At 68.2% G+C, this 26149-nt stretch carries 24 protein-coding genes and 1 pseudogene; 10 read left to right on the top strand and 15 right to left on the bottom strand.

What is annotated here, in order from left to right; genetic code table 11:
• Positions 1 to 66 precede the first annotated feature (66 nt).
• Genes FR943_RS26060 through FR943_RS26050 form a run of 3 tightly spaced genes read right to left on the bottom strand, consistent with a single transcriptional unit; the run spans position 67 to position 2337 of the window.
• Positions 67 to 876: an SDR family NAD(P)-dependent oxidoreductase gene (locus tag FR943_RS26060; protein WP_217161205.1), complete on the bottom strand. Its 810-nt coding sequence runs from the start codon at positions 874 to 876 to the stop codon at positions 67 to 69.
• A 10-nt stretch (positions 877 to 886) separates the two neighbouring features.
• Positions 887 to 1282, bottom strand: a complete 396-nt coding sequence (locus FR943_RS26055; RefSeq protein WP_217161204.1) for a nuclear transport factor 2 family protein — start codon at positions 1280 to 1282, stop codon at positions 887 to 889.
• Complete coding sequence (locus FR943_RS26050) at positions 1279 to 2337, bottom strand: zinc-binding dehydrogenase (protein ID WP_217161203.1); 1059 nt, start codon at positions 2335 to 2337, stop codon at positions 1279 to 1281. Before FR943_RS26050 ends, FR943_RS26055 begins: the two co-directional genes overlap by 4 nt.
• Before the next feature lie 118 nt (positions 2338 to 2455).
• Between FR943_RS26050 and FR943_RS26045 the strand changes: the two genes are divergently transcribed.
• A complete protein-coding gene (locus tag FR943_RS26045) occupies positions 2456 to 3286 on the top strand; it encodes an IclR family transcriptional regulator (protein ID WP_217161233.1) in 831 nt (276 codons plus the stop codon).
• Here FR943_RS26045 and FR943_RS26040 read toward each other — a convergent pair.
• Positions 3252 to 3962 (bottom strand): fumarylacetoacetate hydrolase family protein, encoded by a 711-nt coding sequence (locus FR943_RS26040; RefSeq protein ID WP_217161202.1) that lies wholly within the window; start codon positions 3960 to 3962, stop codon positions 3252 to 3254. The genes FR943_RS26045 and FR943_RS26040 overlap by 35 nt on opposite strands.
• A 65-nt stretch (positions 3963 to 4027) precedes the next feature.
• Here FR943_RS26040 and FR943_RS26035 point away from each other — a divergent pair.
• From FR943_RS26035 to hrpA, 3 genes and pseudogenes are all read left to right on the top strand, one after another.
• Positions 4028 to 4279, top strand: a pseudogene (locus FR943_RS26035) (type II toxin-antitoxin system antitoxin MazE5); the annotation flags it as partial.
• Positions 4276 to 4605, top strand: a complete 330-nt coding sequence (locus FR943_RS26030; protein WP_217161200.1) for a type II toxin-antitoxin system PemK/MazF family toxin — start codon at positions 4276 to 4278, stop codon at positions 4603 to 4605. The pseudogene FR943_RS26035 and the gene FR943_RS26030, both read left to right, overlap by 4 nt.
• A gap of 26 nt (positions 4606 to 4631) precedes the next feature.
• Positions 4632 to 8555, top strand: coding sequence for an ATP-dependent RNA helicase HrpA (gene hrpA / locus FR943_RS26025; protein ID WP_217161199.1), 3924 nt, complete (start codon positions 4632 to 4634; stop codon positions 8553 to 8555).
• A gap of 104 nt (positions 8556 to 8659) precedes the next feature.
• On the opposite strand, the gene FR943_RS26020 is transcribed toward hrpA, so the two are convergent.
• Entirely contained in the window at positions 8660 to 9565 is a 906-nt protein-coding gene (locus FR943_RS26020; protein ID WP_217161198.1) for a fumarylacetoacetate hydrolase family protein, read from the bottom strand.
• Positions 9562 to 10410 carry an alpha/beta fold hydrolase gene (locus FR943_RS26015; protein WP_217161197.1) on the bottom strand — a complete coding sequence of 283 codons (849 nt, stop codon included), beginning with the start codon at positions 10408 to 10410 and terminating at the stop codon, positions 9562 to 9564. Before FR943_RS26015 ends, FR943_RS26020 begins: the two co-directional genes overlap by 4 nt.
• Positions 10411 to 10490: 80 nt before the next feature.
• Here FR943_RS26015 and FR943_RS26010 point away from each other — a divergent pair, with 80 nt between their 5' ends.
• Positions 10491 to 11627: an FAD-dependent oxidoreductase gene (locus tag FR943_RS26010; RefSeq protein WP_217161196.1), complete on the top strand. Its 1137-nt coding sequence runs from the start codon at positions 10491 to 10493 to the stop codon at positions 11625 to 11627.
• Here the strand turns inward: FR943_RS26010 and FR943_RS26005 are convergent.
• From FR943_RS26005 to FR943_RS25970, 8 genes are all read right to left on the bottom strand, one after another.
• Entirely contained in the window at positions 11603 to 12019 is a 417-nt protein-coding gene (locus tag FR943_RS26005; protein ID WP_217161195.1) for a cupin domain-containing protein, read from the bottom strand. The genes FR943_RS26010 and FR943_RS26005 overlap by 25 nt on opposite strands.
• 87 nt (positions 12020 to 12106) lie before the next feature.
• Positions 12107 to 13315: an esterase family protein gene (locus FR943_RS26000; protein ID WP_217161232.1), complete on the bottom strand. Its 1209-nt coding sequence runs from the start codon at positions 13313 to 13315 to the stop codon at positions 12107 to 12109.
• A gap of 116 nt (positions 13316 to 13431) precedes the next feature.
• A complete protein-coding gene (locus FR943_RS25995) occupies positions 13432 to 15390 on the bottom strand; it encodes a CocE/NonD family hydrolase (protein ID WP_217161194.1) in 1959 nt (652 codons plus the stop codon).
• A gap of 65 nt (positions 15391 to 15455) precedes the next feature.
• A complete protein-coding gene (locus FR943_RS25990) occupies positions 15456 to 15854 on the bottom strand; it encodes a heme-binding protein (RefSeq protein WP_217161193.1) in 399 nt (132 codons plus the stop codon).
• A 292-nt stretch (positions 15855 to 16146) separates the two neighbouring features.
• Complete coding sequence (locus FR943_RS25985) at positions 16147 to 16584, bottom strand: DUF4383 domain-containing protein (RefSeq protein WP_217161192.1); 438 nt, start codon at positions 16582 to 16584, stop codon at positions 16147 to 16149.
• 62 nt (positions 16585 to 16646) lie between these two features.
• Positions 16647 to 17891: a lipase LipE gene (gene lipE / locus FR943_RS25980; RefSeq protein WP_217161191.1), complete on the bottom strand. Its 1245-nt coding sequence runs from the start codon at positions 17889 to 17891 to the stop codon at positions 16647 to 16649.
• Positions 17888 to 18373 carry a peroxynitrite isomerase gene (locus FR943_RS25975; RefSeq protein ID WP_217161190.1) on the bottom strand — a complete coding sequence of 162 codons (486 nt, stop codon included), beginning with the start codon at positions 18371 to 18373 and terminating at the stop codon, positions 17888 to 17890. The genes lipE and FR943_RS25975 overlap by 4 nt, the downstream gene beginning before the upstream one ends.
• Before the next feature lie 26 nt (positions 18374 to 18399).
• On the bottom strand, positions 18400 to 19500 hold the full coding sequence (locus tag FR943_RS25970; RefSeq protein WP_217161189.1) for a helix-turn-helix transcriptional regulator: 1101 nt from the start codon (positions 19498 to 19500) through the stop codon (positions 18400 to 18402).
• A gap of 416 nt (positions 19501 to 19916) precedes the next feature.
• Here FR943_RS25970 and FR943_RS25965 point away from each other — a divergent pair, with 416 nt between their 5' ends.
• Positions 19917 to 20585, top strand: a complete 669-nt coding sequence (locus FR943_RS25965; RefSeq protein ID WP_217161188.1) for a GNAT family N-acetyltransferase — start codon at positions 19917 to 19919, stop codon at positions 20583 to 20585.
• On the opposite strand, the gene FR943_RS25960 is transcribed toward FR943_RS25965, so the two are convergent.
• The gene (locus FR943_RS25960; RefSeq protein ID WP_217161187.1) at positions 20528 to 21160 is read right to left on the bottom strand and encodes a TetR/AcrR family transcriptional regulator; all 633 of its coding nucleotides are present in this window, start codon (positions 21158 to 21160) and stop codon (positions 20528 to 20530) included. The genes FR943_RS25965 and FR943_RS25960 overlap by 58 nt on opposite strands.
• 105 nt (positions 21161 to 21265) lie before the next feature.
• Here FR943_RS25960 and FR943_RS25955 point away from each other — a divergent pair, with 105 nt between their 5' ends.
• The 4 genes from FR943_RS25955 to FR943_RS25940 are packed head-to-tail and all read left to right on the top strand — an operon-like array spanning position 21266 to position 26129.
• On the top strand, positions 21266 to 22261 hold the full coding sequence (locus FR943_RS25955) for an NAD-dependent epimerase/dehydratase family protein (protein ID WP_217161186.1): 996 nt from the start codon (positions 21266 to 21268) through the stop codon (positions 22259 to 22261).
• Entirely contained in the window at positions 22258 to 24483 is a 2226-nt protein-coding gene (locus FR943_RS25950; RefSeq protein WP_217161185.1) for an acyl-CoA dehydrogenase family protein, read from the top strand. Before FR943_RS25955 ends, FR943_RS25950 begins: the two co-directional genes overlap by 4 nt.
• Positions 24484 to 24492: 9 nt before the next feature.
• Positions 24493 to 25701, top strand: a complete 1209-nt coding sequence (locus FR943_RS25945) for a thiolase family protein (protein ID WP_217161184.1) — start codon at positions 24493 to 24495, stop codon at positions 25699 to 25701.
• A 5-nt stretch (positions 25702 to 25706) separates the two neighbouring features.
• A complete protein-coding gene (locus FR943_RS25940; RefSeq protein WP_217161183.1) occupies positions 25707 to 26129 on the top strand; it encodes a Zn-ribbon domain-containing OB-fold protein in 423 nt (140 codons plus the stop codon).
• The last annotated feature ends 20 nt before the right edge of the window (positions 26130 to 26149 follow it).

Below are 26149 nucleotides of genomic sequence, written 5' to 3'. Positions count from 1 at the left end.
CCGATACCGGAGGCCCTCACCTGTTCACCGGCGCCACGCCGTTCACAACCTCCCCGAGAGTTACAGCTAGCCCATCGCCGCAGTGACCGCCTGGGCGATGAAGCGCACGGCGTCGTTGCGGCTCACTGAAGCCATCAGTTGCGCAGCTGCCTGGATTTCCGGGCCGACCAAACACGTCGGCCCGTCGGTCAGGTTGGCGAATGCCGCCGCCACCACTTCCGCGACGGCTGCCGCACCCGGCGGCACCTGGTCCGGGGAGTCGATCTGGCCGCGTTCGTGCTCGAGCTTGCGCAGCGCGGGGGTGTCGGTCTTGCCCAGGATCAGCCCGAGCACGTCAATGCCCTTGTCGTGCAACTCGGTCCACAGTGCCTCGGCGAACACCATGTCGAACGCCTTGCTGGCCCCGTAGGCCACCATGTTCGGCCCGCCGGCGAATCCGGCGCCGGACCCGAAGATGACGATGCCGCCGCGGCCCTTGTCGACCATCGGCCGGGCGTAGTGATGGCACAGCTGCATCGGCACCACGCAGTTGCGCTGCACCATCGATTCGGCATCGGCAATTGGGCTGGTGAGGAACGGCGCGAAGTGGGGATCGGCGCCCGCGCAGTACACCAGAAACCCGATGTCGAGGCCTTCGGTGGCTTTGGTCACCTCGGCGGCGGCCCCGGGTGCGGCCAGATCGATTGCCAGCGTGCGGGTTTGCACACCGGTGCGGGCTGCGATGCCGGCCGCGACCTCATCGAGAACCGTTTGACGCCGGGCCAGCAGCACCACGTTGAGTCCGCGCCGGGCCAGTTCGTCGGCCATCGCTGCGCCGACCCCGTCGGAAGCGCCCGCCACGAGCGCCCAGGGCCCGTACTTGTCTGCGAATTCCATGCGCATCTCCCTAGACCGCGATGACCCGGACCGGGGTGAAGCGCCGTCGCGCGATCTGCCAGCCTCGTTCGGTGCGTATCAGTTCGTCGTCGTAGAAGCCGATGGCGTTGACGCCAGAGTTGTTGTCCTGCGCCATGATCAGTCCATCGATGTATGTCCGCGCGGTTGCGGTGTCGCCCTCGATGGTGATCGCGTGGTTGCTCAACCGGTGCATGGTGTGTCCGGCCATCGCGTGGGATTGATCCATGAACTCGGTGACCGCGTCCGCTCCGGTCCAACTGCCGATCTCGCCGTAGTCCAGCACACAGTCCTGCGTGAACACGGTGCGAAACAGCGGCCAGTCCCGGCGGTCGATCCCGGTGGCGTAGCGCACCAGTACCTCGATGATCTCTTCGCGGTCTGTCATGCCTGATCTCCATTCGGATGCACGATGATTCGCGCCGGACCTGCCGACCGGCGGGCCAGGTCGAGCGCGTCGGGAACCTCGTCGAGCGTGACAGTCATGCCGATGCTGGGCGTCGGGTCCAGATCTCCGGCCACGATGGCGTCCAGAGTTCCGTACCAGTCCTGCGGCCACGGCCCGCCGCCGAACTGCAGGGTCACCCCCTGGCGGGTGGCGGTGGTGATGTCGAGGGTGTCGCCGGTGTACCAGCCGCCCGCGCAGTAGATGCGGGTGCCCATGTCGGCGTCCTCGACGATCTTCTGGATCAGACCGGCGGCGCCGACGCATTCGAACACCACGGCCGGGCCCCACAGGTTGTGTTCGGCGCGTACCTTGCGCCAGACGTCCAGCGGCGCGCGCTCAGCCGGGTCGACGGCAATATGGGCGCCAAAAGCCTTGCAGGCCAGAGCGCGCCGTTCCGCCTGGTAGTCCGAGACGATGATCGGTTCGACACCGCGGCGGGCCAGGGCCGCGACCGCGGACAGCCCGATCGCCCCGGCGCCGATCACGATGGGGATCTCGCCGGGCTCGAGACGGGCCGAGCGGACGTAGAACTCGCCGACCGCGAAGGCGTCGGTGAGCGCGACGGCGTCGTCGGTGGCGCCGGACTGGTCCGGGACGGCTCGAGCGATGGATTCGGCCACCACCAGCAGTTCGGCGAAGCTGCCGGGGGTGTCCGGGTGTTGGCCGATGATGTGTGCGCCGTCGGCTCCGCCGTTGACGAGCCTGATGGGGATCGACGTGACCCGGGTGCCCACGGGGAACTGATCGCCGCAGCCGGGCCCGTGCCCGATCACCTCACCGATGAACTCGTGGCCCAGCACCACGTCCCGGTCGGCGTCATAGAGCGAGCGGCCGGTCGGATCGTTGAGCCCGAGTTCGGGGTGGTCCATGAAGTGGACGTCGGATGCGCAGATAGCGGTACTGGTGACCCGGAGCAGGAGTTCACCGGGACCTGGTGCCGGATCGGGGATCTCGCGCACTTCCAGCGCACCTTGCCGCAGCACCACCGCCCGCATCTGGCCCTACCGTTTCTCTAATATTCGAGATAATCTCTCGAATTACCAAGCCTGACTGTAGGAACTGCCGAGAGGGGAGTCAAGGGTGCGTGGCGCGAGTTCGGCACCGACGAGTCGGGTGCTCGACGTCATCGAGTTGGTGGCGAGTGCCGGAGATGCGCGGCTGCGGTTCTCCGATGTGGTCAGCGCCCTCGACCTGACCCAGGCCACCGCACACGCGATCCTCAAGACGTTGTGTGACCGGGGCTGGCTGATCCGTGATCCCGCCACCTTGACGTTCGTCCTCGGGCCGGGGCTGGCCGTGGTGGCTGCCCGCACCGAGGCGGCGCGACCGCTGGCACACGCGGCCCGCATTGCCGCGCAAGAACTCTCACAGCAGCTCGGGCATGCCGCTTCGGTACTGGAGCGGGTCGCTGACGAGCTGGTGATCACTGCCTTCGAAGGTGCCGGGCCGCGCCCGTCGGGCACCCCGGGTGACCGGATTCGGTATGCCCCGCCGTTCGGTGTCGCCTTCGCCGCCTGGGACTCGGCCGCCGAGCAGCGCGCCTGGATCGGGCGCGCGCCCACAGCGGGTGAGGCGCTCACCGAACGGCTGGTCGAGGTGCTGGCCCAAACCCGGGCGCGGGGCTTCGACGTCGACTGGACGACGCCGGAGCTGACCCGGGCGGCGCAGATGGTCGGCTCGCTGTCGAGCGACGGGTTGCCCGACCACGTCCGCGGCATCACCGATCAACTGCTCGCCGAATTCACCACGATCGGGCTGGCGCCGGCCGGTGACGCCGTGGGCAAGTCGCAGCCAGTGGCCACGATCGCCGCGCCGGTGTTCGACCCTCAGGGCCGGGTCGCGCTGATTCTGTGCGTGCACCCCTTGCGTCCCATGACCGCCCGGCAGGTGGACACCGCCGGACAGCGCGTCAGACGGGCCGCCGATCGGCTGAGCCGACGGTGAACGTGAACTCCGCGACCCCTGCGACGCCGCCGGACACCACGTCGCCGGGCTGCATCGGACCGACGCCGGCCGGGGTGCCGCTGTAGATCAGGTCACCGGGTGCGAGGTCGACAGCCGTCGAGATCGCGCTGATGACTTCCGGTACGGACCAGATCAGGTCCTTGAGATCCCCGTGCTGCCTGAGCTCGCCGTTGACCCGCAGCCAGATCTCGCCGCTGTCGGGGTGACCGACTTCGGCGACCGGACGGATCGGCGTGCACGGTGCCGACGCGTCGAACCCCTTGGCCCAGTCCCACGGCCGGCTGAGTTTCTTGGCCTCGTCCTGCAGATCGCGCCGGGTCAGGTCGACGCCCACCCCGTAGCCCCAGACCAGAGCCAACGCGTCGGCCGGCGCCACCTCACGGCCACCGGCGCCCAGCGCCACCACCAACTCGATCTCGTGGTGAAACGACGAGGTCAGCGACGGGTAGGGGATCGTGCCCGCGGCGCCGATCACCGCGTCGGCCGGCTTCATGAAGAAGAACGGCGGCTCGCGGTCAGGGTCCTTGCCCATCTCACGCGCGTGGGCGGCGTAGTTACGTCCGACGCAGAACACCCGCCGGACCGGGAAGCGGCCCTCACCGGTGCTCACGGGAAGCGAAGCCTGCGGTGGTGGTGGGATCACGTACTCGGTCATGCGGTCATCTTCCCGGCGTCGCCCGAGGCCGGCGAGTCGCACCCGCGCCGGGGCGCAGTTCTGAGTGGCATGATTGTGGCATGAATCGCACACGTCTGAGCACTACCGTAGATGCGGAGTTGCTCGGCAGCGCGCGTAGGGCACGGTCCGGGATCACTGACGCAGCACTGATCGACGAGGCCTTGAAAGCCTTGCTCGCACGTCATCGTTCCGCCCAGATCGACGCCAGTTACCGAGCCTATGAGAGCCACCCGCCAGACGAGCCTGATGAGTGGGGCGACCTGGCTTCGTGGCGACGCGCCGCAGGCGACTCGTGAGCGGTCTGCCCGCCCGCGGCGAGCTGTGGTGGTGTGAGCTGCCTCAAATCGGCCGGCGCCCAGTGGTGGTGTTATCCCGTGACGCGGCCATCCCGAGGCTCCGACGCGCGCTGGTCGCACCGTGTACGACGACGATCCGCGGGCTGCCCAGCGAGGTTGTCTTGGAACCAGGGACGGATCCCGCTCCCCGTCGCTCGGCCGTCAATCTGGATTCGGTCGAGAGCGTTTCGATCGCAGTCCTGGTCGATCGCCTAGGCCGATTGGGCGATGTCCGCATGCGGGAGATCTGTGCGGCGCTGGCGGTAGCGGTCGACTGCGCGGACTGATTCGATACGCCGCTACCCTTACAGGAGTGTCCGACCGTCAAGACCTGCGTGCGCTGCGGGCCCGCCTCGACGGCCTGACCATCCGGGACGCGGCGCGGCTCGACCGCAGGCTGAAGAACCTTCGCGGCGGTGACATCTCCAAGGTGGCCGAGCAGATCGCTGACGCCGAAGCGCTGGTGCTCACCCGTCAGGCCGCCGTCCCGGCCATCACCTATCCGGACCTACCGGTCAGCGAACACCGCGACGAGCTGGCCAAGGCCATCAGCGAAAATCAGGTGGTCGTGGTCGCCGGCGCCACCGGGTCGGGCAAGACCACCCAGCTGCCCAAGATCTGCCTCGAACTGGGCCGGGGCATCCGCGGCACGATCGGCCACACCCAGCCCCGGCGGTTGGCGGCCCGCACCGTGGCCCAACGCATCGCCGACGAACTCGGCACCCCGCTGGGCGACGCCGTCGGCTACACGGTGCGCTTCACCGACCAGGCCAGCGACTCCACCCTGATCAAACTGATGACCGACGGGATTCTGCTCGCCGAGATTCAAAGAGACCGCCGGCTGCTGCGCTATGACACCCTGATCCTCGACGAGGCCCACGAACGCAGCCTCAACATCGACTTCCTGCTCGGCTATCTACGTGAGCTATTGCCGCGCCGCCCCGACCTCAAGGTCATCGTCACCTCGGCCACCATCGAGCCGGAGCGGTTCTCGGCCCACTTCGGGGACGCCCCGATCGTCGAGGTGTCGGGGCGGACTTACCCGGTCGAGATTCGGTACCGGCCACTGGAAGTCCCCGTCGCGCCATCGGACGAGGATGATCCCGACGACCCGGACCACGAGATCGTGCGTACTCCGGCTATTGATCTTCGCGCAAGCGGCTCATCCGAGCCGCGCGACCCGACTGAAGCCATCGTCGACGCCGTCCACGAGCTGGAGTCGGAACCGCCGGGTGACGTGTTGGTGTTCCTGTCCGGAGAGCGCGAAATCCGGGACACCGCAGAGGCATTGAAGGACCTGCGGAACACCGAGGTGCTGCCGCTGTATGCTCGGCTTTCCACCGCCGAACAGCAGAAGGTGTTCCAGCCCAGCCATAGCGGGCGGCGAATCGTGTTGGCCACCAACGTGGCCGAGACCTCACTGACGGTGCCGGGCATTCGTTACGTCGTCGACCCGGGCACCGCGCGGATCTCCCGCTACAGCCGGCGCACCAAGGTCCAGCGGCTACCGATCGAGCCGATTTCGCAGGCCTCGGCGGCCCAGCGGGCCGGCCGCTCGGGGCGCACCGCACCGGGCGTGTGCATCCGGCTGTACTCCGAAGAGGACTTCGAATCCCGGCCCCGCTACACCGATCCGGAGATCCTGCGGACCAACCTGGCCGCCGTCATCCTGCAGATGGCCGCCCTGCAACTCGGCGACATCGCAGAATTCCCTTTCTTGGACCCGCCCGACTCCCGCAGCATCCGCGACGGGGTCCAGTTGCTGCAGGAACTCGGCGCGTTCGACACCAAGGGTGCCTTGACTGATATCGGGCGTCGCCTGGCCCGGCTGCCGCTCGACCCGCGGGTCGGCCGGATGATCTTGCAGGCCGATACCGAAGGGTGTGTGCGCGAGGTGCTGGTGCTCGCGGCCGCGCTGTCCATCCCCGATCCGCGTGAACGCCCGAGCGACAAGGAAGAGGCCGCCCGGCAGAAGCACGCCCGGTTCGCCGACGCCGACTGCTCCTCTGATTTCGAGGCGTACCTGAACCTGTGGAACTACCTGCGAGAGCAGCGAAACCAACGCTCCGGCAATGCCTTCCGGCGGATGTGCCGCGAGGAATTCCTGCACTACCTGCGGATCCGGGAGTGGCAGGACCTGACCGGTCAGCTGCGCAGCATCGCCCGCGATATCGGGATCCGTGAGGGCGATGAGCCCGCCGAGCCGGCCAGCATCCACGCCGCGCTGACCGCGGGCCTGTTGTCGCACGTCGGGCTGCGCGAGGGGGAGTCCCGCGACTATGCCGGCGCCCGCAATTCCAAATTTGTACTGGCGCCGGGTTCGGTGCTGACGAAGAAGCCGCCGCGCTGGATCGTGGTGGCCGACCTGGTCGAGACCAGCCGGCTGTTCGGCCGCATCGCCGCCAAGGTCGAGCCCGAGGCGATCGAGCGGGTGGCCGGACATCTGGTGCACCGCAACTACAGTGAGCCGCACTGGGAGGCCAAGCGCGGCGCCGTGGTCGCGTTCGAACGCGTCACGCTGTACGGACTGCCGCTGGTGCCGCGCCGCAAAATCGGGTACACCCAGATCGAACCGGACCTGTGCCGTGAGTTGTTCATCCGGCACGCCCTGGTCGAGGGGGATTGGCAGACCCGGCACCACTTCTTCCGCGACAACGCCCGACTTCGTGCCGAGCTCGAGGAGATCGAGGAACGGGCCCGCCGGCGCGACCTGCTGGTCGGCGACGACGACATCTATGCCTTCTACGACGCCCGCATCCCCGCTGACATCGTTTCCGCGCGGCACTTCGACGCCTGGTGGAAGAAGCAGCGGCACAAGACACCTGACCTGCTCACCTTCACCCGCGACGACCTGCTGCGTTCCGAGGACGGTGCGGACAACCCCGACACCTGGCAGGCCGGCGATCTCGAACTCCCGCTGACCTACCGTTTCGAGCCGGGCGCCGCCGACGACGGCGTCACCGTGCACGTGCCGGTGGGGGTGCTGGCCCGGCTCGGCGGTGACGGCTTCGCCTGGCAGGTCCCGGCTCTGCGGGAGGAACTGGTCACCGCACTGATCAAGTCCCTACCCAAGGATCTGCGGCGCAACTTCGTTCCTGCGCCCGACACCGCGCGGGCCATCCTCGGTGACATCGATCCCTCCGCAGGGTCACTGTTGGACGAGGTCCAACGTGAACTACGCAGGCGCAGTGGCATTCTGGTACCGATCGACGCGTTCGATCTGAGCAAGGTACCGGATCACCTGCGGATGACGTTTGCGGTCGAGACCGCCGAGGGCAAAGAGGTGGCCCGCGGCAAGGACATCGACGCCCTGCGCGAACGGTTGGCGGTGCCCGTCGCGCAGGCCGTGGCCGACGCGCTGGGCGGTGACCTGGAACGCACCAGGCTGCGGGCATGGCCCGAGGATCTCGACGAGTTGCCGCGGACGGTGGAGAACGTCAGCGGCGGACACACCGTCCGCGGCTACCCCGCCTTCGTGGATGCCGGGAAAGCCGTCGACATCAAGGTGTTCGCGAACCCGGCCGAGCAGGCCGCGGCCATGGGTCCGGGCTTGCGTCGACTGCTGCGGCTCACCGCGCCGTCTCCGGTCAAGGCGATCGAACGAAGTTTGAGCACCCGGACCCGGTTGGCGCTCAACGCCAATCCGGACGGCACTCTGGCCGCCCTGCTGGAGGACTGCGCGGACGCTGCCGCCGACGTCGTGCTCGGAAAACCGGTGTGGACCAGAGCCGAGTTCGCAACCATCGTGGAGCGGGCCGGCAAGGAACTCACGCCCACCACGCAAGCCGCGGTGACCCGGGTGGAGAAGGTGCTGGCCGCCTCGCACGAGGTGCAGGTTGCGTTGCCAGACAAGCCGTCAGCCGCCCAGGCGGACGCGGTCGCCGATATCCGGTCGCAGCTGGAGCGGCTGCTGCCCACGGGTTTTGTCACGGTGACCGGTATCGCCCGGCTCGCCGACCTGACCCGGTATGTCACCGCGATCGCCCGCCGGCTGGAACGGCTGGCGCAGGCCCCGGCCGCCGACCGGGAGCGGATGGCCCGGGTGCATGCCGTCGAGGACGACTACGACGATCTGGTGGCCGCCTTGTCACCGGCCCGCGCCGAGAATCCCAAGGTTCGTGATATCGCCTGGCAGATCGAGGAATTGCGGGTCAGCCTGTGGGCACAGCAACTCGGGACACCGCGACCGGTCAGCGAGCAGCGCATCTACAAGGCGATCGACGCCGTCACCAAATAGCGGCCGTCGCCCTCCCAATACCCGCCGAAACGGCATTCCAGCAGGGGTCTTCTCGTACTTTTCCTGCTGGAATGCCGTTTCGGCGGGAGGTTCAGGGGTGGAGCTCAGCCGATGGCGTGCTCGAGACGGCCAACCCCGTCGAGCGTCAAGGTGAGGGTGTCACCGGGGCGCAGCCAGTGCCCGGTTTCCATGCCGCTGCCGCCGGGCAGCGTTCCGGTACCGAAAAGCTCACCGGGGTATAGCGGTTCGCTGCGGGAGGCATGAGCCAGCACTTCGCCCAGACTGAACTGCATCCCGGCGCTGCTGACTGTGCTGACCACGGTTCCGTTGAGCGCCACCGACCCGGTGAGGCTGTCGATACGGGGCAGGATCTCGTCGGCCGTCACCGCCGTGTCCGACATCGAGCTGGCGAAATGCTTGGACTTCTGCGGTCCGAAACCGCTGAGCATTTCCGCGCGCTGCACGTCGCGGGCGCTGAAGTCGTTGAGCACGACGAACGCCCCGATCGCCTGGGCCGCCTCCTCGGGTGCCGCGTTGAACAACGGTGCGGCCAGGACGAATCCGATCTCCAGCTCGAAGTCCAGCGCCTGCGTATAGTCCGGCACCGCGACCGGGGTGCCGGTGGGTACAAAGGACTGGGCGTTGGACATGTAGTAGATCGGCTGCCGGTAGAACAGCGGCTTTGGTTTGAACTGCGGCACCGGGCGGCCGGTGACGCGCTCGTAGAGCGAGGTCACCCGGTACAGCCCGGGGTGAAAACGCCGGATCAAGCCGCGGGCCGCGTCGATGTTGTGCTGTTCGTAGAGCATGAAGTCACGGAAGGACAGCGGCTGCACCGGAAGGAGATGAGCACTGCGTTCGAGCTGACGATCGGCTGCCGCGGCCAGCCAGGCATCGTCGAACACCTGGCCGCCGAGCGCAGCGGCATCGGGGTACGCGACCCAATCACCGTCGGGATCAAGGGTTTGCACGCCGATACCGGAGCCGGTGCGGACCCGTCGCAGCTTCATCGAACACCTCCGAGACGGGGACGCAGGAATGCCGTGACAAGACCGGCCACCAGCTCGGGCTGCTCAAGCCAGGGCCAGTGCCCCGCGCCCGGTACCGACTGCACCGCACAGCTGCGGAAGATCCGGCGGTAGTCATCGGTCTGTGCAAGGGGCACGTAGCGGTCGTCGGCACCCCACACCACCAAGACGTCACCCCGGTAATCGGCCAGCCTGTCGACATATGGCGCAAGGGCATTCGGTCCGGTCGACCGGTACAGCTTGGCCACCGCCTGGGGCGTGCCGCGGGCGAACATGTGCTCGGCGATCGTGTCCACTGCTCCGGCGGGCAGCCCGGGGTCGCGCCTCGCGAGCAGCCAACGGGCCACGGCCGGATTGCCCATTCGTGACAACGTCTCGGCGACCACGGGTGTTCGCCACAGCTTGGCGGCGAAGTGGTTGATGGTCACGGGCGTGTTGATCAGGGTGATGCTCGCGACCGAATCGAGATGGTCCACGGCCCATGCCAGTGCCCAGGGCCCGCCGAAGTCGTGGGCCACCAGATGGGCACGTTCGACACCGAGTTGGCGCAGGATCGCGTCGAGGTGCGCCGCGTAGGCAGCCACGGTGTAGGGCCACTGGGCCGGTTTGTCGGCGGCGCCGAAACCCGGCATCTCCGGGGCGATCACCCGGGCAAACCCGGCCACCGGCGTCAGCAATCGGTCCCACCGGGCCCCGGCGTTGTTGCCGTGTACGAACACGACAGCCTCGTCTGCCCGCACTCCTTCTCGCGCTGGCGGGCCGGCGACGAGCACTGGCGACCGCACGCCGTCGACAGCCAGCGTGCGGTGTTCGACGGTGCCTTCCATCAGCGGAATTTTACGGTTGGCCCGCACCGGCCGCGTGCTTTCAACCGATCAGTGCGCGACGGCAGGTAGCGTCACCGACCGTGGATCGCAAGCGGGTGGTGATCGCCGGGCTCGGCGACTCCGGTGTGCTCACTGCGATCCGGCTGGCACCCCGCTTCGACGTTGTCGGTATCTCGCTGAATCCCGGTCTGGTCTCCGGGCAGGAGTTGGGTACCCGGCTGGCCCGCCCCGATGATTGGGCACGCAACTATTGGATCGCCTTCGACAGGTTCCGGGCGCTCGACGGCGTGCGGACCGTGCACGGCACGCTGACCGGAGCCGACCTGTCGGCTGGGACCGTCAACCTGCGTGACGTCGATGGCAGCCCGCGGGTGGAAGGCTACGACGCGCTGATCATCTCCAGCGGAGTGACCAACGGCTTTTGGCGGCAGGGTGTTCTGCAGTCGGCCCCGCAGGTCGCTGCCGGGCTGCGGTCCACGCACGACCGGTTGAGCGCTGCGCGGTCGGTGGCGGTGATCGGCGGCGGCGCGGCCGCCGTCAGCAGCGCGGTCAACCTCGCGGTGCGGTGGCCGCAGACCCGGGTCGCGCTGTACTACCCGGGGGAACATGTTCTGCAGCAGCATCATTGGCGGGTGCGGCGCCGTGTCGAGCTCAGGCTCACTGCTGCCGGTGTCGCGCTGCACCCAGGGTATCGAGCGGTCATACCCGACGGATTTGACTGCGCGGTCATCACATCGGAACCGGTCTCTTGGAGCACCGGCCAGCCGCCGCTGACCGTCGACGCAGTGCTGTGGACCATCGGCGCGGTGCGTCCCAACACCGGGTGGCTGCCGCGGCACATCCTTGACGACACCGGGTTCGTGCGAGTGACGCCGGAACTGGAAGTGCCCGGTGTCGATGGCGTGTTCGCGGTCGGCGATGTCGCGGCGACCGACCCGTTGCGATCCTCGGCCCGCAACCGCGCCGATGGATTGCTCGCCCACAACGTGGCCGCCCACTTCACCGGCCGGCGCATGCGCAGCTACCGCCCTCCGGCCCGGCGGTGGGGATCGGTGCTCGGCGTGCAGCCCGACGGGTTGGAAGTGTTCGCCCCCAACGGGTTGTCGTTTCGGTTTCCGGCCTGGTCGATCGACCGGGTCCTGCAACCGTGGATCGTCCGCCGCGGCATCTACCGGGGCGTGCGGGCCCGGGATCAGGGCCTCGTCACCAAGGGCTGATCGACGGGCACCACGTAGGTGGACAGCATCAAGGTCCGCACGCTGCCGACGTTCCGGGCGTTGTGAACCACGTTGGCCGGGATGAGGAACGGATCGCCGGAATGCAGATGCTGGGTGGGCCGGTCGTCGAAGAGCATGTCCACATCCCCCTGGACGATGTAGCCCAATTCCGGCCCCGGGTGGCTGTGACGACCGGATTCCTTGCCCACCGGGATCTCGAACCTGGTCTGGATGATCTCGAATCCGGGGGTGGGCGCGGCGGAACGCTGCAGCTCGGTGCGCGAGACGCCCGCGGTGGGATCGTCAGCGGAGTTGTCGGCGTGCGCGACGGGGCTCGTCAGTGCAGCAGCGGTCAAGGCGAGGGCGGCCAGGGCGAAGCGTGCGCGTGTCATGTCTCCATGACAGCCCCTGAGATGCCATCACGTCCAACGATGACTATCGATCAAAGTCATCTGTAATAGCGATGATGCCCCCGCGTGCTACGCACGCGGAAGCGCTACCGGCACCGTCTGCAGGCCTGGGGACACCGGAGCGACCGGCGTCGCCGCGCGGGGGACACCTGCCACGCCGGGAACTCCGGCTACCCGAGGTACTCCGGCCACGCCGGGAGCCTGGCCGACCCCAGGCACTGCGGGCACTGCGGGCGCCGCTGCGACTCCGGGAATCTGGCCGACCCCGGGAATCTGGGCGGGAACGGGAGCTTGGCCGGGCACCGGAGGAACCTGGCCCGGCGCCGGCGGTGGCGCGGCCGCCGCGGCAGCATTCTCGTTCAGCACCCGCAACAGGTCCGGCTTCATCTGCTGCAACTGCGATCCCCAGTAGCCCCAACTGTGGGTTCCGTTGGGCGGGAAGTTGAACACCGCGTTGCGTCCGCCCGCGGCGACATACGCCTGCTGGAACTTCTTGTTGGTGTCGATCGTGATGTTCTCCAGGAACTGCGCGCTGTACATCGTGCCGAAGTTGCCGCCGGGAGCGTCCAGGTCGGACGGGGCGCCATTGCCGCAGTACACCCACACCGCGGTGTTGTTGGCCACCAGCCGGTTGATGTTGACCATCGGGTCGTTACGGCGCCAGGCGGGATCGTTGGAGGTGCCCCACATGTCGGTGGCGTTGTAGCCGCCGGCGTCCTTCATGGCGAACCCGATCATGGTGGGCCACAAGCCTTGTGACGGGTTGAGGAATCCGGACAGGGCACCGGCGAAGATGAACTGCGTGGGATGCCAGATTGCCAGGGTCAGCGCCGCCCCGCCCGACATCGACAGTCCCACCACAGCATTGCCGGTCGGCGCGACATCCCGTTTGGCCGCCAGATACGCCGGCAGCTCCTGGGTCAGAAAGGTTTCCCACTTGTAGGTGGTGGTGCCTGCGCTGCCGGTCGCGGGGCGGTACCAGTCGCTGTAGAAGCTGGACTGCCCACCCACCGGCATCACCACCGATATCCCGGACTGGTAATACCATTCGAATGCAGCGGTGTTGATGTCCCAGCCGTTGTCGTCGTCCTGGGCGCGCAATCCGTCGAGCAGGTACAACGCATGCGGACCGCCACCCTGGAACTCGACGGTGATGTCGCGGCCCATCGCGGCCGACGGCACCTGCAGCCGCTCCACCGGCAGTCCGTCGCGCGAATAAGCTGCCGCCGTGGGCAGCGGGGCGGTCAGCGCCATCGCAGGCAGCGCCAGCCCCGCCATCACGGCAGCCACCAGGCGACGCGATTTCCGACTGAATCCTCGCAGTCTCACACCGGCACGCTAACAACGGCGAAGCGGTGAGGATCAGGGCCGCGCCCGGCGTAACTCCTCCGTTATCAAGGTGATTCGGTTCCGATGCCGGAGGCGGAGGGGTTGAATGCGGCCGGATCCGCCAGGGGGATGAGCAGGCTCGACGGGGTATCCCCGCCCTGGCGGACCCGGTAGGTACCGGCGAACAGTGCCTCACGGGCCGGCGCCGTGGGGACCAGATGCGGGAAGTCGAAGGTGGTCAGGGTCAGCCGCAGGCGATGGCCGGGTTCGATCTGCGCGGCGGTGGGAAAGATCTCGACGTCATAGCGGGTGAGTTCGCCGCGGACGACGGGCGCGGCCGCGGCGCGGGTGCTCAGGTGCTGTGGTCGCAGTGGCATGCCGTCGGGCAGATACCACGTCGTCTCGGGGTCCAGCGCTCGATGCGATCCGAGCAGCGCACCCTGGCTCAGCGGTCGGCTGGCGCCATCGGGCGCCACGTCGTCGAGGTGGGCCACCCAGAGGGTCTCGGTGGTGTCGGCGGTCGCGTACACCGTCAAAGTGATTGGGCCGGCGATGAGTTGGGCGGTGTCGAACTCCGCTGTGGTGTAGGTCAGGGCTTCTCGCTGGATCCGGCGGTTGTCCAGGTCGTAGCGGATTTGCCGGCCGCGCTGGGCGGCCATGAAGCTGCCCATCCCCAGACTCCACTGTTCCAGGCTGCGACCCGAGATCGGACCGCGCATCGTGTAGCGCAGCGTGGCCGCGGTCTGCGTGTCCGCCGGCCCGTCGGTGAGATGTCCGCCTTCGGACAGGTACAGCCGGGTCGGCGTGGCTTCGGGGAACGGGTAATCCCGTGCCTGGTACCAGGTTCGGCTGCCGATGGCTTGGAAGCGGATGGGTGCACCGGTCACTTCGGCGTCGGCGTCGTCCTTGAGCCAGCGGTCAAACCAGCGCAGCTGCAGCGCATGTAGGTGCAGACCGTCCAGGTCCGAGACGTGGTACCAGGGACCCATGATCAGCTGCACCCGGTCCGAGAGCGGCTGGCCCGGCTGCATCGGCGCGTTCGGCGGCCGGCCCGCGTAGGCGTTCTGCAGTGCGGCGTAGTTCAGTGGGGCGCCGCGCTGGAACGCGTCGTGCCAGCCACCGACGAGGAAGACCGCGACATTGTTGCGCGCGATCTCGGGCAGCACGCTGGAAGCTCGCATGGTGTCCCAGAACGGCCCGTCGTAAGCGGCGTCGCCGCCGGCGGCAGCGTCGGCAATCATGGTGCGGAAGTACTGGCGCTGGTCCCGTCCGCGTTGGCGGACCGCGGCCAGCCCGCCGACCCGGGGACGCTCGTGCGCGCCGCGCTTGGCGAATTCCAGCACCGGGTTGACCACATTGAGCAGCGAATAGACCGCACCGTAGGCCCGCACGGTGCGCATGTGGGGCACCCCGCCCATGGTGACCACGTCACGGTAGAAATCGTTGGCGGCCATCACCGGGAAGATCGCCTTCAACGGTGAATCGGGGCCCACCGCGGCCGCGGTGAGAAGCTGGTTGATGGCCAGATAGGAGATCCCGAACATGCCGACCCGGCCGTTCGAATTCGGCAGTCGTGCAGCCCAATTCACCAGATCAACGCCGTCCTGAACCTGGACGGAGCCCAGCATCTCGAACGATCCGCCGGAGGCGCCGGTGCCCCGCACGTCGGCCATCACCTCGATGTAGCCGCGGCGGATCAGATACGGGGTGGCCCCGCCGCCGATCTGGGCGGCCGGCGGCGGAGCCTTCTTTCCGTAGGGCGTGATGGACAGCAGCACCGGGAACGGGCCGGGCGCCGGGGCCCCGGTTTCGGGGACGGTCGGATAGTGGATGTCAGCCCGCAACACGGTGCCGTCGGAGGCGCGGACCGCGACGTTGTGATGGACCCCGACGCCGTAGCGGGCCGGTGGCGCGGTCCACTCCGGTTCCAGCGGTGACGGGGTGCGCTTGCGGACGCGTGCCGCTTTCTGCCCCGCCACCTGCGGGTTTCGGTTGTCTCGGGCCCGCTGCCACCGGATCGCCATCCGTCCTCCTCGACGTGTTGAGCTCAATCCACGGTACCGGCGGTACCGCAGCGGTCCGCGGGTGTTCAGCCGGCCATGAACTCGCTGTAGGCCGACGCCAGTTCCGGCGACAACGCCGTCACGTTGCACGCCCGTTGGGTATCCCCGATGGGCGCCAGGATGCCGCGCAGGTCGTGGTACTCCTGCGGATTGGCGGTGAAGTACCCGCGCAGCGTGGCAGCTGCCTCCGGGCGCGGCTGCGTGAACGCGGTACTGACGGCCTGGTTCGCGCCGGGGTGGCTGTCCAGGTAGGCGCGCGCGGCACCGGTGGTGGTGCTGACGGTGCCGGCGACGCCGCTGGCACTGCAATCGGGTGCCGCAGCCGCCGTCGGTGCGCCGATCATTGCCGCGGCAACGCCGCCGAGCAGGCCCGCGGCACACGTGCCGGCAATTGAGCGGCGCGCAGTGATACCAGTGAATTTCATGATCATTTCCTTCGGCATGTGATGTCGCGATGGAATATCGCGAAGGCCCCCGCCCGAGTTCGAAAGTAACCGTAATGCCGTTGAGCAAAACATTTCTGGAGTGAAACGGCTGTGACGGGTGTGGTGGTGTTACGCCTGCCGAGGTGAATTGCGCCTCAATTACCGGGAATCGGCGAATGATGATCTTGAAATGTCTCAGAGGCCGGCGCCGGTTCTTAATTGATCGTGATGTGGCGCCGAGAATGTGGTGACCAAATCGTTATCTGCAGCACCGCACAGCTAACTGTGTGGCTCACCGTTTGAGGGTTAGCCCGGACAGGGAGTTGCGCAGCCCGCCATCCTGGTAGATCTGCACGCCGGCCACGGCGAGCATCACCGCAGCGGTAGCCAGGTGCACGACCGCGTCGGTCAGGTTGTTGGGGAAGGCGAATACATAGGCCACCTGATTGGAGAAGAACGCCCAGATTCCCGGCAGGGCGCCCGCGACCGCGGCGAGCAGCAGATAGAGGACGGCCCAGGATTTGCGCCGGCACAAAATCAGGCCGGGGCCGAACAGGGCCAGGCCGGCCACCGCATGCCAGCCGTTGTAGTCCATGCCGAGGATCGGTGTGGTCGGGGCGTCCGGGCCGATCGCGAAACTCGGCTCGGCAATGAATCCGATGATTGCCTGCACCACGTGGAAAAGCGAGATGACCAGCAGTCCCCATTGTGCGAAGCTCCATCGCCGCATGAGGCGAACGCTACGTCTACTACAGCGTGTAGTCAACGGGTCTGCGCAGGCGGGATCGGCGTTCAGCCCAACGGGATCTCGTCGGCGATCCGGTTCAGCACCGCGGGGTAACGGTTGGGCTCGCGGTGTGCGCCCGGCTTGCCGCTGCTGACGATCGCAGCCGACAGGCTGCGCGCAGGATCGGCCCACAGCGCGATGTCGACCAATCCGGTGTGCCCGAAGGCGCCGGGGGTGTGGTGGCCGAAGGGGCCGAATCGTTTGCCGCCCAGCATGTATCCGGTACCCCAGCGCATGGGTTTGAGCCCGGTCGCGACATCCGGGCGCATCCGGCGGCACGGCTTTGTCGCGGCCTGCAGGGTCTCCGGCTTCATGATCCGCACCCCGTCGAGTTCTCCCCCGCAGCGCAGGATTTCGGCGAACCGGGACAGCTCGTCGGCGTTGGACACCGTGGTGGACGACGGGATGACGCTGGTGAGGAACAACGGCGTGTTGCTGAGCGGGATGATGCGGTCCAGTGTCCCGCCCACCGCGGCGCGGAACGCCGCGGCGATCGGTGCGGGCAGCGGTTTACCGGTGACGTGGCTGGGCGCCACCAGCGGAACCTCTTCGGGGGCAACGCCGTAATTGGTCCACCGGAAGCCCAGCGGGTCGAGGATCTCGGTCGCCAGGATGTCGCGGATGTTGCGTCCGGTGGCCGCCGAGACGATCTCGCGGACCAGCGGGCCCCACGTCAGCCCGTGGTAGATGTGCACCAGGCCGGGTCGGTACACCGGCTTGAGCAGGGCCAGTTGTTCACGGGTGTACTCACTGTCGTCGACGCGGGTGACGTCGGGCCGCGGCCCGGTGTGGATCGGAACTCCGGCACTGTGGGTGATCACGTGCCGGATGGTGGTGCGGTCCTTGCCGTGGCTGGTGTAGCTGGGCAGGTAGTCGCAGACCCGGTCGTCGAAGGAGAAGTGGCCCTGCTCGACGAGCATGTGCACCACGGTGGTGCTGATCGCCTTGGCTGCCGAGTACACGCAGAACGGGGTCTGGGTGGTGACCGGGATCTTCTCCGCGTCGGGGGCATCGGTGGGTCCGTTGCCCCAGCCGTGGCCGATGGCCCGGTTCAGGACGGTTTTTCCGTTGCGCCGCAAGCACACTTGGATCGCCGGGTGCAGGCCGGCGCCGTACCAGTGCCGTACCGATTCCCAGATCCGCTCGACGGCTCTCGGGTCGATCTCCGAATGGTCCTCGTCGCCGATGTCGGTGACCGCATCCAGATCGGTGGGTAGCGCGATCTTGCCGGTGGGGGCTGGTTGGCTCATTCGCTCTTCCTGGTCAGGGTGGCCGACAGATGGTGCTGCAGGGGGAGTCCGACCGCACCCATCTGCAGGCTGTAGGTGAGTTGGTCACCATCGACGTGCACGGAACGCGACAGTGCCGCAACGTTCTTGGCCGACGCGGTCAGGCCGATGGTGGTGGCGGTGAGTTCCAGGTCGAGACGTCCGTCGACGACATCCACCGTGCCCTCGGAGATCTCGGTGATACCGGTCGGGTGTGCCAGCACCCATTCGACCCGCCGGGGTTCGGGGACGCGCAGGTATCCGGTCTCGGCGTGCAGCGGCCGGCCGTCATCGCGGGCCCTGGTGCGTTGGCTGTAGGTCAGGAACGGTTTACCGACGTGGCCGAAGGTGATCTCTTCGAGGTATTCGAAGGACTCGATCGTCGGGTATTCACCGGCGCCGGGCCCGGCCCATGTGCCGAGCAGCGGGGCCAGCACGGTCAGGTTGGGGTGAAGGTCGGGCACACCGACAGGGTACGGCGACGGTCGGCTCACGCCACCGGGTGCAGGGTCAGCAACAGCCGCACCAGCTCGACCTGGCGGTGGGTGTCGGTCTTGTCGAACACCCGGTGCAGGTGGGTGCGCACGGTCGTGATGGACACCGACAGGTCTTCGGCGATGTGTTTGGGATCGGCGCCGTGCGCGACCCGGAGTGCGATGTCGGCCTCGGTGCGGGTCAGGTGGTACAGGCGTTGCAGGAGTGCACTGCTGGGTTCGGCTTCGTGTCCCGGGTCGATCAGGACCACCAGGGCCCGCCGGCGGTCCGGCTCGTCCTGCCGGTGCAGGGGCAGCACGTGGATGACGAATGGTCGTTCCCCCGAGGGTCTTTGGGCCGTGAAGGAGAATCCGGCGCGGATGCCGTCGGAGGTGCCGGTCAGGGCCGAGTGCAGGGCGCGGCTGAGGGTCCGGTTCGTCGGTGCGTGGGCCGCCGTGATGCGGCCGGAGGTCACCGCAAGGCCGTCGCCGGCACGCAGCACCGCTTCGGCGGCCGCGTTGAGATTGAGCACCTGGCTGCCCGCGCCGACCACCGCGATGCCGTGGTCCACGGTGTCCAGGGCGGCGTGCAGGTCGGCGTCCTCGTGGGCGACATCGTCGAGCGTGCGACGGGCCCGCAGGGCCTGCTGCAGGTGCGGGACCAGGCCGCTGAACTGCCGGACCCGCTCCCGGGTGCCGAATGGTTCGGAACTGAGATCGGTGTGCAGCAGGAAGCAGGCCGGGTGCGGGCCCTGCGAAAGCCGGACGAACATGCCGTCCTCCAGCCCGTTGGGGTGCAGCCAGTCGGCGTAGAACTCCGATTTGCGGTGCGGGACGACGAGTTCTGTCCCGGTGCGGATCGTGCCCACGGCACCCTTCTCGACGGCGGCCATCGGCGAGTCGAGGCGGTGGTAGTACTCCGAGTAGCTGGTGGCCGCACCCACCGGCAGGATCGAGTTCTGGATGGACCAGATCGAGCGGTCGGCGGTGAGCAGTGCGCCGCCGTTGCCGCCGATGGCGCGGTTCACGTCGCGGATCGTGGACTCCCAGTGTTGGGGAGCGATCGCGGCGGCGTAGATGCCGGCTACGAGGCGTGAGAAACCTTCGACGGTGAGCATGTCACGGGTCTCGTTCGATCGTCGGTGGAGGCATAGCTGGCGTGGGTCGGTGGAACCGGCAGGTGCTGACGTAGGAGTAAATCTAAGTCAATATCCACCGGATGGATGACGTCTCCTCGAGATTGGGGTGGTTTTCTGCGGTGACGGATGGCGCCCGCTGCGGATCGCCGGGTCGCCCAACACCTAGCCAGCGAAGGGGGCTTGCCATGTTTTCGATCACTCCGCCCCGGCCCGCGGGGATTGCTCACCCGCCGTGGCATCAGCCGATCGACGGACACGACCACGGACGGCATCCCGGTGAGTGTGCGTCGCGGTTGATCTATTTCGAGTGGTCGGTCATGGCGCGCGAAATGGATCGGCTCTGAGCTGACGGTTGCGCCGGACGGAGCACCGAGTGCTGATCTACGCTCGCGGGTATGACCGATCACGATAAAGCTGCGGCCCGGCGCGAGATTGCCGATGCTCTGCTCAACGCACTGAACCGGCGCCACGAAGTGCTCGACGTGATTGTGGACGCCGACGATCGCGCAGCCGCCGTCGAAGCGGTGGCCGGATTGCTCGGCACCTCGCACCTCGCGTCTGAAGCCGTGGTGGGGTTGTCGTTCGCGCAGATCACCAAGGATTCGCGGCGCGGGATTGCCGCCGAGCTCGATGATCTGAACTCGCAGCTGAGTTTCACCGTGGCCGAGCGTCCCGCGGCCTCCGGCGATTCCCTGGAGCTGCGGGCGTTCAGTCCCGACGAAGACCGTGACGTGTTCATCGCGCGGACCACCGACGTGGGTGCCTCCGGTGACGGGTCCGGGGCTCCGGCGGCCGATGTGGACGACGAGATCCGGGCGGCACAGTCCCGGGTGGACGCCGAGGAGGCGGCCTGGTTCGTGGCGCTGGAGGGCGGCCAGAAGGTCGGCATGGTCTTCGGCGAGCTGACCCACGGCGAGGTCAACGTCCGGATCTGGATCGTCCCGGAATACCGCAAGCGTGGCTACGGCACCGCTGCCCTGCGCAAGTGTCGCTCGGAGATGGCGACCTACTTCCCGGCCGTGCCGATGGTGGTGCGCGCGCCGGGCGCCGAGCCGCCGGCCTGAGGCAGGCCGGCGACGATCATCCGGGCCATGGCTTCGGCCCGCTCCGGCGGGTAGCTGCGTCCGTCGGACAGGATCGGGTAGACCACGCCGCCGAGCAGGGCGTCGGCCGCTGTCGACGCCAGGTCGGCATCGATGTGCTCGGCCATCAGCCGAGTGCGCACGGACTCCTGTAGGGGCCGGCTGAAACCGGCCCGCAGCCGCGCGGCGGTGTCGTCGTGTTCCAGGGAGGCCGCGGTCAGGATGCGCAGCATGGCGTTGCCGCGTTTGGTGGTCAGGGCCGAGGCCAGCCGGCCGGCCCACGACACCAGATCCGCGGTGAGGTCGCCGGTGCGGGGCATGGCGGCCAGGATCTTGTCCGCGTCTTCCAGCAGCACGTCGGCGACCAGGGCGGGACGGCTCGGCCACCAGCGGTAGATCGTCTGCTTGCCGACCCCGGCCCGGGCGGCGACGGCCTCGATGCTCAGCCCGTCGAAGCCTCGCTCGAGCAGCAGTGCCCGGGTGGCGTCGATGATCGCGACCCGCGACTTTTCGCTGCGTCGCCGCGGTGGCGAGGCCGGGTCTTCGGCTTCACTCATCGGTCATCCTTGAGTCTTTACACGGAAAGCTACCGGCCGTAGTCTCCCACAAGACGAGACGTAGCGTCTCGTGAGTATCGGAATGGACGACGAACGCAAGGGCGCATGGCAAAAACGAAACTGGTCATCGGGGCCAGCGGTTTCCTCGGTTCGCATGTCGCCCGGCGGCTGGTCGAACGTGGCGAGGATGTTCGGGTGCTCATCCGCAGCACCAGCTCCACCCGGGGGATCGACGACCTCGACGTCCAGCGCTGCGTCGGTGACATCTTCGACCCCGAGTCGGTGCGCGCCGCGATGGACGGGTGCGACGTCGTGTACTACTGCGTGGTCGACGCCCGGGCCTGGCTCAGCGACCCGGCGCCGCTGTGGAAGACCAATATCGAAGGGCTGCAAGAGGTCCTGGATGTCGCCGTCGAGGCCGGGCTGGACAAGTTCGTCTTCACCAGTTCGATCGCCACCATCGGTATCGCCGAATCCGGCTGCGCCACCGAGGAACTGCCGCACAACTGGCTGGACGTGGGCGGCGACTATGTGCACACCAGGGTGCTCGCCGAGCAGATGGTGCTGCGCTACGCCCGCGAGCATGACCTGCCCGCGGTGGCCATGTGCGTCGCCAACACCTACGGCCCGGGCGATTGGCTGCCGACCCCGCACGGTGGAATGGTCGCCGCCGCGGTCCGGGGCAAGCTACCGTTCTACGTCAAAGGTGCTGCGGCCGAGAGCGTCGGGATCGCCGACGCCGCCGAGGCGCTGATCCTGGCCGGCGAGCGGGGGCGGGTCGGCGAACGCTACATCGTGTCCGAGCGGTTCATCACCGCCCAGGAGATCTACCACACCGCCTGTGCCGCAGTGAATGTCGAACCACCTCGGCGCGGCGTGCCGATCCGGCTGCTGGCCGCCGCCGGCACCGTGGCCGATCCGCTGGCGCGGCTGCGCAAGAAGGAGAACCAGCTCAGCCCGCTGACCGTGCGGTTGATGCACGTGATGTCGCCGATGGACCACGGCAAGGCGGTGCGGGAACTGGGCTGGCAGCCCAGGCCGGTGACGGAATCCATCGCCGAGGGTGCCCGCTTCTTCGCGGCCAGGCGGCGGCGCGCATGAGCCACGTCTCCATCGCCCTGACCCCCGAACAGCAGCAGCTGGAGACGGCCGTCGCCCGGTTCGCGGCCCGGCACGCACCGGTGGACGCCACCCGGGAGCAACTGGAGGCGTTGGCGGCCGGCACGCTGCCACCCTGGTGGGCTGACCTGGTGGACAACGGCTTTCATGCCGTGCACCTGCCGGAATCCGTGGGCGGGCAGGACGGCGGCCTGGCGGACATGGCCTGCGTGCTGGAGGCGGCCGGGGCGGCCTTGCTGTCGGGCCCACTGCTCACCACGGCGGTCGCCGGTGCCGTGGCGGCGAGCCTGCCCGGTTGTCCGGCCGCCGACACCCTGCTCAAGGAGATCGCCGCGGGTACGCCGGCCGTCGTGGTGGCCGCCGAGCATGCGCAGCTGCGGGGCTGTCGTGACGAGCACGGCTGGCGGCTGACCGGGACGTCCGGCCTGACGCCGGGCCTGTGCTCGGCCCAACGCCTCGTGGTGCCGTTCGCCGACGAGACAGGCGCCCGCCTCTGGGTGGTTCTCGACGCGGCGACGGTGGAGGTGGAATCGCGGCGCGGCACCGACCTGACCACCGATCTGGGGATCCTGCGCCTGCACGATCACGCGGTGCCCGGCGCGGCCACGCTGACCGGGCTGGACGCCGACCGGGTCAGCGCGACAACCGTGGCGTTCACCGCGGCGACGGCGGCCGGCATCACCCAGTGGTGTGTCGATGCCGTCACCGAACACCTGTGCACCAGAGAACAATTCGGCAAGCCGATCGGGACGTTCCAGGCGCTACAGCACAAGGCGGCGATGCTGCTGGTGAACAGTGCGCTGGCCACGGCGGCGGCGTGGGACGCGGTCCGGGCGCTGAGCGCACCCGACCCCGACCAGCACCGGTTGACGGCGTGTTCTGCCGCGGTGATGGCGGTCATGCCGGTGCCCGGTCTCGTGCTCGAGGCGCTCACCATGCTGGGCGCGATCGGGTTCACCTGGGAACACGATCTGCACCTGTATTGGCGCCGGGCCACCAGCCTGGCCGCCTCCGTCGGCCCGGTGGCACGCTGGACCCGCGCCCTCGGTGAGCTCTCCTCCAGTGCCACCCGGGACGTGACGGTCGACCTCGGAGTCTCCGACGCCGACTTCCGGGCCCGGGTCGCCGACGTGCTGGATCAGGCTTTGACGGTCTCCGACAAGGGTTTCGGGCGCCAAGGTGACTACCCGGAGTTCTCCGTCGGGGCGCGGCGGGAACTGCTGGCCGACGCTGGGCTGATCGCGCCGCACTGGCCGGCGCCGTGGGGCTGCGACGCCACCGTGCGCCAACAGCTCATCGTGGACGAGGAATTCGGCAAGCGCGATCTGGTGCGGCCGTCGGTGGGCATCGCCGAATGGATTCTGCCGAGCCTCATCGCGGCCGGATCTGCGGAATTGCAACAACGTTTCATCCCGGCCACGCTGCGCGGCGACCTGGCCTGGTGCCAGCTGTTCAGCGAACCGGGTGCGGGGTCGGACCTGGCCGCGCTGAGCACGCGCGCGGTTCGGATCGAGGGCGGCTGGCGCATCAACGGACACAAGATCTGGACCTCGCTGGCCCACCGCGCCGATTTCGGGGCGCTGCTGGCCCGCACCGACCCGGACGCACCCAAACACCGGGGCATCGGCTACTTCATCCTCGACATGCGTTCGCCCGGAGTGGAATCCCGGCAGATCACCCAGTCCAGCGGACGCGCCGAGTTCAACGAGGTGTTCCTGACCGACGTGTTCGTCCCCGATGATGCGCTGCTCGGCGAGCCCGGCGCGGGCTGGCAGCTGGCGATCAACACCATGGCCCACGAACGGGTGGCCATCAGCGGTTACGTGAACATCGACCGGATGGGGGCGCTGCGCGAACTGGTGAGGACGAGCCCCGATCCCGATCCGGTGCTGCACGCCATCGGCGAGATCGATGCCTACACCAACGCCCTCAAGGCGCTGGGGGTGCGGGAGACCTTGCGTCTGCTCGACGGGCAGGCCCCGGGACCGGCGTCGAGCATCGCCAAGGTCGCCACCAACGTGATGTTGCGTCGGGCCGCTGAGCTCACCCTCGGACTCACCGGGCCCTTGGCGCTGGAGTCCGACAGCAGGCCTCCGGTGGTGGCGCCGTATCTGGACTTGCCCGCCGAGCTGATCGGTGGCGGCACCACCGAGATTCAGCTCAACATCATCGCCCAGATGATTCTGGGTTTGCCCCGAAAGTGAGGTACGCACATGGGTTTGCGTGGTGAGGCCGCGATCGTCGGCTATGTCGAGCTGCCGCCGGAGAAAGTGAGCAAGGCGGGGCCGGCCCCGTTCACCCTGGAGCAGTGGGCGCTGTTGGCGGCCGCGGCGCTGGAAGACGCCGGCCTGCCGGCCGAGCAGGTCGACGGGATCATCACCTCGCACCTGGGTGAGTCGGAGATCTTCGTGCCCTCGACGGTGGCCGAATACCTCGGGGTGCGGGCGAACTTCGCCGAGCTGGTGGACCTCGGCGGAGCCAGCGCCGCGGGCATGGTGTGGCGCGCGGCCGCGGCGATCGAACTCGGCCTGTGCGACGTGGTGCTGTGCGCGTTGCCGGCGCGCTACATCACCCCGGCCTCGGAGCTGAAGCCGAAGCCACTGACCGACGCGGTGTTCTTCGGCTCGTCCAGCAATCAATTCGGTTCGCCCCAGGCCGAATTCGAGATCCCCTACGGCAACCTCGGCCAGAACGGCCCGTACGGGCAGGTGGCGCAGCGGTACGGCTACGAGTACGGCTACGACGAGCGGTCGATGGCCAAGATCGTGACCGACCAGCGCACCAACGCCAACCACACCGACGGCGCCATCTGGAAAGACACCCCGCTGAGCATCGAAGATGTGCTGGCCAGCCCGGTGATCGCCGACCCGCTGCACATGCTGGAGATCGTGATGCCGTGCGTGGGTGGGGCGGCGGTGGTGGTGGCCAGTGCCGAGCTGGCCGGCCGGGCCCGCAACCGGCCGGTGTGGGTCAAGGGTTTTGGTGAGCACGTGCCGTTCAAGACACCTACCTACGCCGAGAACCTGCTGGACACCCCGATCCGCAAAGCGGCCGACACCGCGTTCGGGATGACCGGGCTGACCCGCGACCAGATGGACATGGTGTCGATCTACGACTGCTACACGATCACGGTGCTGCTCAGCCTGGAGGATGCCGGATTCTGCGAGAAAGGCAAGGGCATGTCCTTCGTGGCCGATCACGACCTGACCTTCCGCGGAGATTTTCCGCTCAACACCGCGGGTGGCCAACTCGGTTTCGGGCAAGCCGGTTTGGCCGGCGGCATGCACCACGTGTGCGACGCCACCCGTCAGATCATGGGCCGGGCCGGCGCGGCGCAAGTGCGCGACTGCAATCGGGCGTTCGTGTCCGGTAACGGTGGCATCCTGTCCGAGCAAACCACCCTGATCCTGGAAGGCGAGTGACGCCGATGACCGGATTCGCCCGGCCGATGCCGGTGAAAACCCCGACCAGCGCACCGTTCTGGGAGGCGTTGGCGCAGCACCGCATCGTCATCCAGTACTCACCGTCGGCGCAGGCCTACGTGTTCTATCCCCGGGTGCTGGCGCCCCGCACGCTGGCCGACGACCTGCAGTGGCGGGAGATCTCGGGGCTGGGCACGCTGTACTCGTACACGGTGGCCCGGCGCCCGGTGGGCCCGCACTTCGCGGATGCGGTTCCGCAAATTCTCGCGATCGTGGAATGGGATGAGGGGCCGCGATTCTCAACGGAGATGGTCGATGTGGCCCCCGAGGATCTCAGCGTCGGGATGCGGGTGAAACCGGTGTTCTGTGACTATCCCGACGCGTTTGCCGGAGCCGGTGTGACGATGCTGCGCTACACGCGGGCTTGATCACAATACTTGGCAGGAGG

Source organism: [Mycobacterium] fortunisiensis (assembly GCF_019050325.1).
GTDB classification, from domain to species: Bacteria; Actinomycetota; Actinomycetes; order Mycobacteriales; family Mycobacteriaceae; genus Mycobacterium; species Mycobacterium fortunisiensis.
The sequence above is the reverse complement of the archived record's forward strand: the minus strand, read 5'-3'. Positions and strand labels throughout refer to the sequence as shown.